At 38.7% G+C, this 14,196-nt stretch carries 14 protein-coding genes; 4 read left to right on the top strand and 10 right to left on the bottom strand.

Annotation, left to right across the window (positions count from 1 at the left end; translation table 11 throughout):
- Positions 1-61: 61 nt before the first annotated feature.
- The 3 genes from J0M37_07940 to J0M37_07930 form a co-directional block, all read right to left on the bottom strand.
- A complete protein-coding gene (locus tag J0M37_07940; GenBank protein MBN8585014.1) occupies positions 62-556 on the bottom strand; it encodes a hypothetical protein in 495 nt (164 codons plus the stop codon).
- A 110-nt stretch (positions 557-666) separates the two neighbouring features.
- Positions 667-1,050, bottom strand: coding sequence for a hypothetical protein (locus tag J0M37_07935; GenBank protein ID MBN8585013.1), 384 nt, complete (start codon positions 1,048-1,050; stop codon positions 667-669).
- 205 nt (positions 1,051-1,255) lie between these two features.
- On the bottom strand, positions 1,256-1,906 hold the full coding sequence (locus J0M37_07930) for a hypothetical protein (protein ID MBN8585012.1): 651 nt from the start codon (positions 1,904-1,906) through the stop codon (positions 1,256-1,258).
- Between the two features lie 194 nt (positions 1,907-2,100).
- Here J0M37_07930 and J0M37_07925 point away from each other — a divergent pair, with 194 nt between their 5' ends.
- Both J0M37_07925 and J0M37_07920 read left to right on the top strand, forming a co-directional pair.
- Positions 2,101-2,469 carry a hypothetical protein gene (locus J0M37_07925; GenBank protein MBN8585011.1) on the top strand — a complete coding sequence of 123 codons (369 nt, stop codon included), beginning with the start codon at positions 2,101-2,103 and terminating at the stop codon, positions 2,467-2,469.
- 231 nt (positions 2,470-2,700) lie between these two features.
- Positions 2,701-3,075: a DUF4405 domain-containing protein gene (locus J0M37_07920; protein ID MBN8585010.1), complete on the top strand. Its 375-nt coding sequence runs from the start codon at positions 2,701-2,703 to the stop codon at positions 3,073-3,075.
- A 110-nt stretch (positions 3,076-3,185) separates the two neighbouring features.
- Here J0M37_07920 and J0M37_07915 read toward each other — a convergent pair whose 3' ends face one another.
- Positions 3,186-3,716, bottom strand: coding sequence for a hypothetical protein (locus tag J0M37_07915; protein MBN8585009.1), 531 nt, complete (start codon positions 3,714-3,716; stop codon positions 3,186-3,188).
- A 16-nt stretch (positions 3,717-3,732) separates the two neighbouring features.
- Entirely contained in the window at positions 3,733-5,166 is a 1,434-nt protein-coding gene (locus J0M37_07910) for a glutamate--tRNA ligase (GenBank protein MBN8585008.1), read from the bottom strand.
- A gap of 103 nt (positions 5,167-5,269) precedes the next feature.
- Here J0M37_07910 and J0M37_07905 point away from each other — a divergent pair, with 103 nt between their 5' ends.
- Both J0M37_07905 and J0M37_07900 read left to right on the top strand, forming a co-directional pair.
- Entirely contained in the window at positions 5,270-6,049 is a 780-nt protein-coding gene (locus J0M37_07905) for a class I SAM-dependent methyltransferase (protein MBN8585007.1), read from the top strand.
- Between the two features lie 566 nt (positions 6,050-6,615).
- Positions 6,616-7,479, top strand: coding sequence for a hypothetical protein (locus J0M37_07900; protein ID MBN8585006.1), 864 nt, complete (start codon positions 6,616-6,618; stop codon positions 7,477-7,479).
- A 246-nt stretch (positions 7,480-7,725) separates the two neighbouring features.
- Here the strand turns inward: J0M37_07900 and J0M37_07895 are convergent, their stop codons facing one another.
- The 5 genes from J0M37_07895 to J0M37_07875 all read right to left on the bottom strand — a co-directional run bounded on the left by J0M37_07895 (position 7,726) and on the right by J0M37_07875 (position 14,117).
- Positions 7,726-8,730, bottom strand: coding sequence for an ATP-binding cassette domain-containing protein (locus J0M37_07895; protein MBN8585005.1), 1,005 nt, complete (start codon positions 8,728-8,730; stop codon positions 7,726-7,728).
- A gap of 38 nt (positions 8,731-8,768) precedes the next feature.
- Positions 8,769-9,872, bottom strand: a complete 1,104-nt coding sequence (locus J0M37_07890; protein MBN8585004.1) for an ABC transporter ATP-binding protein — start codon at positions 9,870-9,872, stop codon at positions 8,769-8,771.
- A gap of 4 nt (positions 9,873-9,876) precedes the next feature.
- Positions 9,877-10,944, bottom strand: a complete 1,068-nt coding sequence (locus J0M37_07885) for an ABC transporter permease subunit (protein ID MBN8585003.1) — start codon at positions 10,942-10,944, stop codon at positions 9,877-9,879.
- Positions 10,945-10,985: 41 nt separating this feature from the next.
- Positions 10,986-12,026, bottom strand: coding sequence for an ABC transporter permease subunit (locus tag J0M37_07880; protein ID MBN8585002.1), 1,041 nt, complete (start codon positions 12,024-12,026; stop codon positions 10,986-10,988).
- A gap of 159 nt (positions 12,027-12,185) precedes the next feature.
- Complete coding sequence (locus tag J0M37_07875; protein ID MBN8585001.1) at positions 12,186-14,117, bottom strand: ABC transporter substrate-binding protein; 1,932 nt, start codon at positions 14,115-14,117, stop codon at positions 12,186-12,188.
- Between the last annotated feature and the right edge of the window lie 79 nt (positions 14,118-14,196).

Genomic DNA, 14,196 nt, shown 5'->3' with positions numbered 1-14,196 from the left:
TTTCTTTATTTTACAATATAAAATTATTAATTAAATTATAATATATACTTTTTAATGAAATTTATGTTCGGTCTAAGCCGTACCAGGGACCGGAATTAAGATCACCTATAACAATTTTTTTATCTTCAGGATCTGATATTTTATTTATGGATTCAACACACTCATCATATTTTTTCCTGGCATCGCCCGTCATTCCGTTAAGCGCTAAAGCACGTGAATATTGCATGAGCATAAAAGAAACATCAAAATCTTCAACTTCACCGGGATTATTAACTACCATATCGTGATTTTTTGATGCGTAAAATAAAGCGCTTTCTTTTCTGCCTGCAAATGCAAAAGCAGCAGCTATCATATTTATGCCCCTTACTTTGTTTGCATACCTGCAGCCGCTGAATTCACTCCAATGTAAAGTTGAGGCAAAAGCCATTTGTATCATTTTTTCAGTTTCTTCATCTGTTCTGTTCTCTTTTAAAAGCAAAGGGAAAATACCGTTATTAAACTCCGCTCCAAACCAGCGGTTTGCTTTATCAACATCAAAACCGGGATCGTTTTTCATTCTAATTTGTTTATTTTTTAGATTTTCGCTACAAAGATATAATTTTTAAATAATAAAAAAAGGGAAACAGAAATGTTTCCCTTATAAAAAAGTATATCATATATTATACTTTACTGTATGCCGTCACCTCCGCAGGTACCACATGTTTTTCTGCCTTTGTTGCCGCAAAAATTACAGCTAACTGTTCCCCCATTACAGTTCGGGTTATAACATGAATGCCAAACTTCACCCCTACCCTGGCAGCCCTGGCATGTTACGGTAGTACCATCATCCAATGTTGCTACACCGCCATTGCAGTTATACTGTGTACATCTTTCCCATTTACCGCCATTTCCGCCGCATTGATTGCAGTTGTAATTACCATAACCTCCGCAGCTGATACAATTAACTGTTCCCGTCCCTCCGCAAAAACTGCAGGTTGTTTGCGAGTAAAGTTCGTTGATAAAGAGAGTACAGCTAAAAAATGTTATAAAAAGAAAAATTACGTTTTTCATAATATTCTCTGTTTTAATTTAGCAGCAAAAAATAGTTCGGAAGAAAATCCAATATTCCTTATCTAAAGATATATCAAAAAATTGCTGTTTAATATGATTTGGGACATACGCAGCAATGATATTTATATTACAGCTCAATTACAAAAATAAGAAATAAAAAAAGCGGTCAATTGACCGCTTTTTGAGAATAAATAAAAATTGATTTTTATTTCAGCTTTGCGCTGTAAAGAATTGTTTCCATTGTTGCATTATTTTTTTCAAAGTTTGCGGTTGGGGTAAAGATGTAAAGAACATAATTCCCTTTTCCGCCGTTTTCAACCGCACTCATAACATACATCATCATATCTGTGCCGTCAATTTTTCCGCGGGCTGCAGTAATATACCCTTCCATATTGCCTTCTGTGTATCCGAATGCTTCACCATCCGGTTCAAAATCAAAATCTGCCAGCGCCAGGCCAAGAAGTTCATCTGAAGTGATCTGATCATTTGAGAAGATTACAAATGTCAAACCTACTGATTTATCTTCACTCATAGCTGTAAATTTTGTTTCGGTATCAGAAGCGATTGTCCAGTTTGAAGGAGCATTGAAATGGAATTTTCCATCTTTGGAAACAAGCTCTGTCCATTCCGCCGGCACATCAGCCTTAAGCTCTTTTTTGGGCGCGTCTGATTTCTTGAAATCTTTCTTCTTCTTTTCGTCCTTTTTCTCTGTAGTTTGGGATTTTGTATCAGTCTTTGTATCTGTTTTAGTATCAGTTTTTGTGTCTTTTTTCTCGCCGCAACCGTTGAAAATAATAGTTAACCCTAAAAATACTGCAAAAAATACAGCTAAATTCAATTTTTTCATTTTTTCCATGTTTATTTTTGTATAATAGAATGGTGCAAGTTACGAAAAAACAATGGAATAATAAGGTAAAATATTGTGATTTTTAAAACTTTTAGATAGCTAAATCCACTAACAATAACAAGTTAATTTGTGCTTTAACATATACACTTGAAAAACAATTCTTGAAGTTTATATTGCATCATACAAATTTTTAGGGGAAAGTTATGAAAGCTTTAATATTTTTTATCATCGCATTTGTTTGCGTTATTTTGTATTCCGGCTGTGATTCAGCAACTGACAGTAAATCGATCAGTGTTACACCGCCGGGATTAGTAGAACCAGCCAACAACGATACAATGGTTGCTGCAGCTCCATTATTTAAATGGAACAATAACGCAGACCAGCTTCAAATAGATGTTAGTGCGGGTTTTGAAAATCCGTTTTACACAACTGCAGTTACAGGCAATCAATTTCAGCTGCCATCGGGTATTTTGAATCCATCCACATTTTATTACTGGCGTGCAGGTACTACAGTTGGCGGAACAACTTACTGGTCTCAGGACAGATTTTTCTTCAGGACAAGACCAAATTAAACCAAAATCATAATTTACACATTAAAAAAGCATAAGTTTTTCAACTTATGCTTTTTTTTATCATAATACCCGGTGATATATATAGCATGCTGTTTTTATACGAAATTTTATTCACTGCTAACCCTTAAACCTTTGATTATTTTTGTATTGATACGATAAATACACTCCGGAAAACAAAGATCCCGATATTAAAGGCTAAGATAAATGATGTAAACAAAAAGGAGATTTACCATGTACTTTCTGCTGGTATTTTTAATTCTGCTTACTGCAATTATAATACATGTAATATCCGAGTTCAGAAAAAAAGCTGAATTAACTGGTGAATCCAATCTTTCAATTACAGCAAAAAATATTTTACCTGCATCAAGAACATGCAAGATATGTTCGTTAATTACATTCATAGGGCTGATAGCAACTGGGCAACTTTTGTTTCTTGAAGGCAGCGGAAGCGGCTGGAGCCTGCTGCAGATGAATGAAGCTCAATGGAAGAATATTCACCTGATATTATTTTCGGTTTTTATAATTGCTTTCGGGCTGCATCTTTATACCCACAGCAAATGGCTTAAAATGGTCATTTCGAAAAAATTGCATTCGGTAAGAAAGTAGAATACTTAAATTTCTTACCATTTTTTTGCTCATTAAAAAAGCAGTGAATGATACATTCACTGCTTTTTATTATAAAAAATTATAGAATAACCTGATCCTGACTGTCTCTATTAAGAAGCAATTTTTTTGAACATCACTTTTCCGCTCTTTTGGTTTTCTATGACATTGGGCTTCATTTTATCCCAGTTAGTTATAAGCTCGCCTTTTTCATTAGCTTCAATTGTAAAGAGCCTGTCACCTTTTTTATACAGCTCAAACATGTTATCCTTGCCGTATTTTTCAAATATCACCTCCGCATTTTTTTCTGAAGCTTTAACGCTTGCTTCAATTCTTGTCATAGTCTGGAATCCATCCACCTGGATATCAGCTACAAGAGTGTTTGCATCTTTCTCTTTAATGTCGATCACATAATTCCAGGTCTGTGCACCATCACCGGTAACATTTTTGGCTGATTCTTCAAATGAATACTGCCCTGCCCACTTTTTATTAACAGCAGAGCTGTTTGTGGTGTTTTGCTGGGTGTTCGGAGCCACATTCTGCGTCGAGCTTTGGTTTTCTGAGTTCACCTTTTCATCCTTTTTACCGCAGGATGAAAAAATTATTACAGCTGTGAGAATGAAGAGAATTTTTATTGATCTCATATTATATATTTTTAGTTTAATTTAAATTCAATCGTTTCAGCACTTCTTCTTTACCCAGTACATATGCTATCATTCCAAGCTCCGGACCGTGTTCTTCGCCCGTCAGGGCAAGCCTTACAGGCATAAAAAGATTTTTGCCCTTTACACCGGTTTCCTTCTGCACTTCAGAAAGTACAGGCTTAAAGTTATCAGTTGTGATCTCAAGCATAGAATCTATTTTTGCTGCCAATGCTTTAAAAACCTGTTTTGATGTATCAGCGCTTATAATTGCTGTTTGCTCATCGTTCAGCTTTACATCACTGTAATAAACTTTTGCCTGTTCAGCGGCTTCATCAAGCTTGTTTATGTAATTCCTGATGGCAAATATAACTCTTTTAGTTTTTATAATATCGCTTGTATCTATTCCGCCTGCATTGAGATAAGGAATCAAAAGCCCGGTCAATTCATCAATATTATAATTCTTTATATACTCACCGTTCATCCAATTAAGCTTTTCAACGTTAAATACTGCTCCAGCGGAATTAACACGCTCTATGCTGAATTTTTCGATTAGCTCCTCTTTAGTGAATATCTCTTTTTCTTCGCCATCACCCGGATTCCACCCCAGCAGTGCCATAAAATTCAGAAGTGCTTCCTTTAGATAGCCTTTCTTCAGATAATCTTCGGTTGCAACATCGCCCTGGCGCTTGGAAAGCTTGGTTTTATCGGGATTCAGTATCAGCGGCACGTGTGCCATTTGCGGCACTTCCCATCCAAATGCATTGTATAAAATTATATGCTTAGGCACAGATGTTAACCATTCCTCTCCCCTGATGATATGTGTTATCTGCATCAGATGGTCATCGATCACATTCGCCAGGTGATATGTCGGAAAGCCATCGCTCTTAAGCAATACCTGGTCATCCACAAGATTAGTATCAATTTTAACATTCCCGCGAATGATATCAGTAAATCTGATCTCTGAATCCAACGGTACTTTTAATCTTATAACATAAGGAATCCCCGAAGCTAATTTTTCATTAACTTCATTTTCAGTAAGTACCCTTGCCCTGCGGTCATACATTGTCTGTTTGCCCTGCATCTGCTGCACTTTACGCATTTCATCAAGCTCTTCGGCGGTTTCAAATGCATAATAAGCGTGACCGCTTGCAAGCAGCTCATCGCAGTATTTTTTGTAAATATCTAAGCGCTGTGATTGAAAGTACGGACCAAACTCACCCCCAACACCCGGACCCTCATCGTAATTCAGGCCCATTTCATTGAGTATATTTATCAAATTTTCAACTGCGCCTTCAACTTTGCGCGATTGATCAGTATCTTCAATCCGCAATAAAAACTTACCGTTATGGTGCCTTGCAAAGAGATAGTTGAAAAGCGCCGTTCGCAGGCTTCCCAAATGCAGATAACCGGTTGGTGATGGCGCAAAACGTACCCGTACTTCTTTATTCATGTTTTTCCGTTTGGATATTATAATTGTCTGAAAATATCTATTTTTGGTTAATTATTTTTACAAATATTGCTGTTTTAAATTTTAAATAACAGGAAAAACATATTTGAACTCCAACTCCAAAACCCGTTTTACTGACCGTGTAGAAAATTACATTAAATACCGCCCTTCATATCCGGCAGAGGTAATTGAATACCTGAAATCTGAAGGTATTCTTAGACCTGATTCAGTCATTGCGGATATCGGCTCAGGTACGGGAATATCTGCGGAGCTGTTCCTGAAAAATGGTAACACTGTATATGGAGTTGAACCCAACGACGCAATGCGCGAAGCGGCGGAGAAATTACTTTCGGGCTACAGGAATTTTAGAAGCATTAATGCATCTGCTGAGGATACAAAGTTACCGGATAACTCAATTGATGTGATCATATGCGCACAAGCTTTTCATTGGTTTGATATACCGAAGGTGAAAATTGAATTTAAACGGATACTAAAACCCACTGGCAGTGTATGTTTAATGTGGAATGAAAGAATACTTGACGGAAATCCGTTTTTGATCGCTTACGAAAATCTATTGCTTAAATACGGCACTGATTATAAAAATGTGAGACATGAAAATATCGATGATAATAAGCTATATGAATTCTTTGAAGGCGGATACACAAAGAAGACTTTCCCCAACAAGCAGGTATTCGATCTCGCCGGTGTAACCCGCAGGTTGTTATCATCATCTTACACTCCGCAATACGATAGTCCCTTATATGAACCAATGCTGGCTGAGTTAAATGAAATATTTGAGCAGTATCAGGTAGATGGTAAGATTGAATTTTTGTATGATACGAATGTATACCCATCAAAATCCACACAAACAAAAAAATCCGGTTGAAAAACCCCCTTTGTCATACCCGTGGAAGCGGGTATCCAGTCGATAAAGCTAGAAAAAGCGAATATTTGTGATAAAGTTAGATTAAGAATCATAGCGTTTCAAACTTCATAGATAAATCTCAAATCCATGTCTAGATTCCCGCCTGCGCGGGAATGACAAGCAGTAAATGTAGAAGTAAGCAAATATTTGTGATAAAGTTAGATTAATAATCATAGCGTTTCAAACTTCATAGATGAATCTCAAATCCATGTCTAGATTCCCGCCTGCGCGGGAATGACAAGCAGTAAATGTAGAAGTAAGCATATATTTGCGATAATGATAGATTAAAAATCATAGCGTTTCAAACTTCATAGATGAATCTCAAATCCATGTCTAGATTCCCGCCTCGGCGGGAATGACAAGCAATTAGATTCCCAGTTTCGTGCCCGACTGCGCGCCTGCCTGACGCAGGCAGGGGAATGACAGAGAAAGATACAAACATTTACACAATTATCATAGATTTTCGCAACCAAATCTTCGTATCTTTGTTTTATATGGTAACAATATTACAAATTAACAGGAAATATATGCTAAAACGCTTAATTTTACCGCTTTTTTTGATCACTGTAATTACAGTAATTTCATTTCAGTTTTCTGGCTGCAGCAGTGATGATATTAACACAATAATAAATAATGCTACAACTACAGAAGTAACTGCGAAAGAGAGGCTTGATTCAGCTTACGCGCAGGCTATTCGCAATCACGGAGCAAATACTAAGCTTGTGCTGATAATGGGAAAAAATGTTAAAGCAAACGGAAAAACCGAGCTTTCACTGCTTCAGGCTGCAACAAATCCTGATTCCATCGGCGCATGGCTTTATATTTTCAGGGCTCCCGGCGATACATCGCTCAGAATTTATACACCAAATCCGCTGCCAACAGCAACTGATTGCATCGAGCTGACAGCGCTATTCAACACAAACCAGCTTATCGGACTTATACAGGATACATCAGCAAGAAATATGGTATCAGGCGCGCTTGATCTTATTATTTCAACGAACATTTTTATAGCAACATCAACATCAACACTTCTCAACAGCGATGCATCAATAAATCTTGCAGCTTCAACGAACCCGATAATCAAATTTGATGAAAGCTTTATTCCGGATACAAGCTCTCTAAACGGGAATGTTTTTTTCTCAACGGGCACGAACCAGACAAGGAATATGATCCTTATGCCGGCTGCGGGAACGTTGAACCTTCCTGCATATATCACAAATCTCACGGGCTTCCCGGCGGATCTTTGGATAGTTCAGTACAAGAAGACAAATTCACTTAACCAGAGTGAAAACCTGATACTCGGTACAGTTGTGCAGAGCGGACAGATGATGGGAGTACCAATTGGGATTCAGAGTCCGGTTATAAATCTTTCTAAGTATGTGAATGAGTAGTTAAATGACCGACATAGTCATACCCGCGAAGGCGGGTATCCAGACGAAGATGCCGGAAAAAGTATATATTTGTGATATGGATGGATCAAGAATCAAAGCATATCAAACTTTATTGATAAATCTCAAATTGATATCTAGATTCCCGCCTTCGCGGGAATGACAAGCAATAGATTCCCGCCTGCGCGGGAATGACAAAAAAACCCCAGCAGTAAGCGGGGGTTTTTTATTTATATTATGGAAAACTTATTATGATACAAATGGACAAGCCGCTGTATGACCGGGTGCTTTTTCTTCAAGCGGCGGAACCGCATCTGCGCAGACTGGCTGCGCAATTGGACAGCGTGTTCTGAAGCCGCAGCCGCTGGGTTTCCTTAAAGGTGTGGGTACATCGCCTTTTAATATTACACGTTCTTTATGCCTGAACTTAGGATTCGGCAGCGGCACTGCTGAAAGCAGAGCTTTGCTGTACGGATGTTTTGGATGGTGATATACTTCCCTGCCGGAACCAACTTCAACAATATTTCCAAGATACATCACGGCAATTCTTGAGCTGATATGCTCAACCACAGAAAGGTCATGAGCAATAAACATAATGCTCAGGTCAAATTCCTTCTGCAGCTCCTGCATTAAGTTTATTACCTGCGCCTGTATAGATACATCAAGCGCGGAAACCGGCTCATCGGCAATTATCAGCTTCGGGTTGGTTGCAAGAGCTCTTGCAATACCAATTCTCTGCCTCTGGCCGCCTGAAAACTCATGCGGGTAACGCTTGGATTGTTCAGGCTGCAAACCGACTTTTTCAAGCAGCATTGATATACGTTCAAGCCTTTGTTTCTTCGGCATATTTGTATGGTAAAGCATCGGCTCTTCGATGATCTGTCCGACAGTCAGCCTGGCATTAAGTGATGAATACGGGTCCTGGAATATCATCTGCACAAGTCCCCTGTATTTCCTTATATCATTCCTTGAAAGCTTTGTAAGATCTATCATCTCGCTGCCGGTGTTAAGAAGCACTTCCCCGGTAATATCAACATCAGGCGAAGAGAATTTAAGAATATTGATTATAGCTTTACCCAAAGTTGATTTACCGCATCCGGATTCACCCACTATACCCAGGGTTTCACCCTGTTTCATTGTAAAGCTGACGCCATCAACAGCTTTAACTTCTGCCACTTTACCAAGAAAAACTCCCCCGTGAACCGGGAATTTAACCTTCAGATCTTTTACTTCTAAAATATTGCTGTTATTCATAACTTAACTCTAAATCCTTTTTTAGTAACAACGCCAAATTAAGCAGCGTTAATTTTGGGTGAATTCATCATTGCCTCGGGGTTAGAAATAAGATGGCACCTGACTTTTCTTCCCGGTGAAATTTCAACAAACTCAGGTTCAACTTCTGTGCAGAACTGCACCGCTTCAGTGCATCTTGTGCAGAACTTGCACCCTTTCGGAAGCTCTAAAATATGCGGTATGATTCCCGGGATAGCTTTCAGCTCTTCGCGCGTATCCTTATATGGATCAGGCAGTGACTGCATTAATCCTTTAGTATAGGGATGCTTCGGGTCGTTGAATATTCCGAATATATCTCCTATTTCCTGGATCTTTCCGCCATACATTACAATTACCCTGTCGCAAATTTCAGCAACAATACCAAGATTATGGGTAATCAGCAGAATTGCAGCATCTTCGCGCTGTTTCTTGATCTTTATCATAAGCTCAAGTATCTGCGCCTGTATTGTCACATCAAGAGCTGTAGTAGGCTCATCGGCTATAAGCAGTGATGGGTTGCAGGCAAGAGCCATTGCTATCATTACCCTTTGCCTCATACCTCCGCTGAACTGGTGCGGGTAATCCTTCATTCTTTTAGCCGCATCAGGTATTCCCACGGCTTCTATCATATCAATAGCCTTTTGCTCTGCTTCCTGTTTGCTTATCTTTTCATGGGTTAAGATAACTTCTGTTATCTGCTCGCCTATTTTCATAACAGGATTGAGCGATGTCATCGGTTCCTGGAATATCATGGCAATTTCATAGCCGCGGTATTTTTTCATTTCCTCATAGCTCAGCTTAAGCATATCAACGCCTTTGTAGAGCACTTCGCCCGCGACAATTTTACCCGGAGGGTCAGGCACAAGCCTGGTAAGTGAGTAAGCTGTCACTGATTTACCTGAGCCGGATTCACCCACAATTGCAAGCACTTCGCCTTCATGGATATCAAAGCTTACATCATCAACAGCTTTAGCCGGGAACTTTCCTTTGAGCTTTTTATCTTCCCGGTAGAATTTCTTCAGAAATTCTTCCTTGGCATATTCCGCATGCGCTTCAAGCTGCTTATCGGTAGCTTCAACAAAAAAATAAGTACGTAAATTTTTAACTTCTACAAGTTTCTTCATATAATTACCTCAGCCTTGAATAAACTTTCGGGTCAAATGCTTCTCTGATAGCTTCGCCGATAAATACAATTGCAATAAGCGTTAAGAACATCGCGCCAAGCGGTACAGCGACAAGCCACCAGTTATTGATATCAGTCATGCCCTGCCTTACAAGCTGTCCCCAGCTTGGAGTTGGCGGCGGGAGCCCGAACCCGAGAAAATCAAGCGATACTAAAGCGCTGATATCGGCAACGATAGCAAACGGCGCAAATGAAATTACGGGTGTTAACGAGTTCGGGAGAATATGTTTAAAAATTATTGTTCTGTTCTTTGCTCCAAGAGATACTGCTGCTGAAACGTAATCCCTGGCTTTTTCCCTGTAAAATTCGCCTCTTACATAATATGTTATACCCATCCAGCTGAATGCCGTTAAAATGAGTACAAGCAGTATAAAATTAGGCTGTAATATAGAGCTGACAATTATCATAACATACAAAAACGGTAAAGTGCTCCATATTTCAATAAGGCGCTGCCCGAAAATATCTATCTTGCCGCTGAAAAATCCAAGCATAGCGCCAATTGATACACCGATCAGGTAAGCAAAAAAAGTTACAACAAGCGCGAATGAAATGGAAATATTAAAACCGTAAAGAGTCCTTGCAAATACATCACGCGCCCTGTCATCTGTACCGAAAATATGTTTCGCAGAAGGAGGATGCGGAGGTGAGCCTTCGGTTTCATCCAGCAGGTTCTCATTGGGGCTGTAGGGATAAATAGGCATAAGTACCCAGTTATCACTGGCGTCATTGCTGAATGCTTCCTTTAACCTGCGGTAATTTGTTTCTCCGTAGCCTTCCTGCCCGAATACAGAGGGGGCGTATATACCGCTTTTAAAAAGCGGGAAGTAATATTCACCGTTATACTTTACAATAATTGCAGTATGATTGATGAACAGCGGAAGAATAAAGGAAAGCAGGTACATAATAACAAGTGCAAGGAAAGCGTAATAACCCCGTTTTATTCCTTTGAACTTTCTCCAGCGTTTCCTGAAAATTGAAATTGAAACTTTATCTTTATTTTTTTCCTTCTTCATAATTAAGAAGTTATTATCATGAGATTTATATTATCTGTTTACTATTTAAACCTGATCCTCGGATCGAATATCGCGTAAAGCATATCGGAAATAATATTCCCGATAAGCAGAAGGAATGATGATATAACAAGAATTCCCATTGTCACAGGATAGTCTCTCTGCTCAATTGACCTGAACCCGAGCAGACCCATTCCGTTAATATTAAATACTGTTTCAATCAGAAAGCTTCCTGCAAGTATAAGCGATAAAAAGTGACCCAGTCCGGTTGCAAGCGGTATTAATGAATTGCGCAACGCATGTTTAAATATAACCCGCTTTTCTGAAAGTCCTTTTGCAAATGCAGTTCTGATATAATCCTGGCTTAAGTTTTCTATCACAGAATTTTTGGTAAGGATAGTAAGTGTGGCAAAGCTTCCTACCAGGTATGATGCAACAGGAAGAACAGTGTGATAGAACTGATCAGTTAACTGTCCCCAAAACGAGAGGCTTTCAAAATCTTCTGAACGGAAACCGCCGAGCGGGAAAACATCCCAAAGGCTGCCGCCTCCGAATATAACAAGCATAATTGTACCAAACGCCCAGCCGGGAATTGAGTAACCCATAAAAACAAGTATTGATGAGGCCAGGTCAAATTTGCTGCCGTTCTTAACGGCTTTAAAAACCCCGAGGGGAATACATATCAGATACGTAAGTATAAATCCGATAAGACCGAAATAAATTGAAACAGGAAATCGAGATATAATTACATCCCATACAGGCTCTGCATATACATATGAATTACCTAGATCAAGCGTAAGCATATTACCAAGCCACCTGAAATAGCGTTCATGTATCGGCAGATCAAACCCGTAAAACTTTTTCATTTCCTGAAGCGCTGACTCAGGAATTTCAATTCCACCGGTAACATTTTGACCTGAGGTACCGACTTCACCGCCGGTATTTTGTCCGCCCATACGGAGCTTCAGCAGCTCTCTTTCGAGCGGTCCACCTGGTACTATTTGAAGTATAAAAAATGTAATGAGAGTTATACCCAGAAAGGTTGGTATTATCAGAAGGAACCTGCGTATAAAATATGATGTCATAATATTAGAATTATTTCCCGCAAAATGCAGAAATACAAATTACGTAAATTATAAAAACTAAATGATCTTTTTATTTAAATAGATTTATAGATCTGCAGGACTTTTGTAAAATGGTTACTGCCTTCACTCATAGAATGAAGGCAGTAATTTATATATTAATTATTTGTTTTGTGCTTCTTCCTGTTCTTTTATCTTCAGCCAGTATTTCTGATCTTCCGGTTTAATTTCCATTTTCTTATTAGGATCAGATTTCACCGCGTCAAATTCAGCGGCTTTTTCCGGATCATAATACCATAAAATACAGGTAAAGAGGTAATCACTAGTCCTTGGAAGTATCCATTCAGGATATGAGAATTTATTCTGGAAAGCAATTCTTTGAAACGGAACATACCATCCAAAACCGTATCCAAAATAATTGCATGCAATACCGTCAATTTCTCTTATAATTTTAATTCTCTCTTTTTTATCGTAAGTTTTGTTGTATAGATCGCATAACTCATCAATTCTTGCATCTTTAATTCCCGGCCAGTTTGTTGTATTGGGTGCATCTGCAGTGTTTGATTTAAGCGAGCTTTCAGGATTTGGTATCCTTAAGCCTGTCCATGCAGTAACAAGTATTGTAAAATTCCTTTCATTTCCAAGCTTAAACCTTGTGGTGCCGTCGATCTGTTTCAGATTTAATTTAATACCGGCTTTCTTCAGGTCTTCCTGGAAGATCGTTAAATATCTTTCCTGTCCCGGACCACCATCGAAAGGCAGATCAAGCTCAAAAATTTTACCGTCTTTTACAAGGTAACCTTCGGAGTTCTTTTCCTTCCATCCGGCTTCCTCTAAAAGCATACGTGCTGAATCGAGGTTAAAACCAACCCTCGGATTATTTGGGTTTTCATATACTGAACCGGGATAATATGAATATTCCATCTCGTATTGTTTGAAAAACAATTTTTCATTAAACTTAACACGATCCCATAAATAAGTTACAGCTTTTCTAATTCTTATATCATCAAAAGGCGGTTTACGCATATTAAAAACGAGACCCTGTACCCCGTTCGGATTTTCATTATATACCCGGTACCTTGCTACAAGACCGCGTTTGAATTCATCGAAGTCAAACCTTTCAGCCCACCACTGTGCGCGGTTAACTGAATAAACATCAATATCACCTTTTTTGAATTTTTCGAATGCTAATGATTCATCCTGAATAACATCAAGTTTAATAGCGTCAAAGTTATTTATGCCAATGTTGAATCTTTCTTTCTCAGCCCAGTAATCGCTTCTGCGGCGGAAAGTAACTGATTGGCCCTTATTTATATCTTCTTTAAGTAAAGTGTATGGACCTGAACCCGGTATTGTTTCAAACTGGAATTTTTCGAGATATTCAGAGCCTTTAATATTGCCAATATAATGTGCAGGCAGAATTCTCATTGAGCCTGAAAAATACAGGAACTGTCTCCAGTTCTCTTCTTTTGTTTTAACTGATACAATATATTTACTTTCAGCTACAGGCTGTTCGTACGTACCATATAGTATATTTGAATACGCCTCAAGAATACCCGGATCTACAAGAATCTTCCATGTAGCAACAACATCTTCTGCTGTAACAGGCTTACCATCAGCCCATCTTGCATTAGGATTGATACGGTATGAAAACGTTTTTTTATCTTCTGATATTTTCCAGTGTGTAGCTAAACTTGGGATCCATTCTTCTGTAACAGGATCCTGTGCCAATAAGCCTTCATACATCAGGCCGAATTCCATCAGGTTATTTACGTATGAGTTGGCATCTTTACCCATATTCCTTAAAGTATTCGGGAAATCAGGTATCCTCATTGTAAAAGAACCGCCCTTGATGGCATTGGAGTCTCCTGCAACATTATAATTAACGGCAGTCTGCCAGCCTTCTCCTGTGAAGCCGTTGCCTCCCAGTTCCGGCGGAACTGAAGGGTCAGCGCCCGGAGGTGTATCAAACTGTTTTATAGAAACCGGTTTTGTATCGATCTGTTTTTTGGGTTTTGTGGATTTACCGCAAGAAATAAAAAGGGCTGATGTGACAATTAGAACTAAAGCTAATATTATTGCTCTGTTTTTCATTCCTGATGCTCCTTAATGTTATGTAAATGAGATCTGAATTAACTATAAACAAATATCATAAAACGAAACAATATAAAAA

The organism is Ignavibacteria bacterium, from assembly GCA_017303675.1.
Lineage (GTDB): Bacteria > Bacteroidota > Ignavibacteria > Tepidaquicellales > OLB5 > OLB5.
This window is presented reverse-complemented; position numbering and strand designations above follow the sequence as displayed.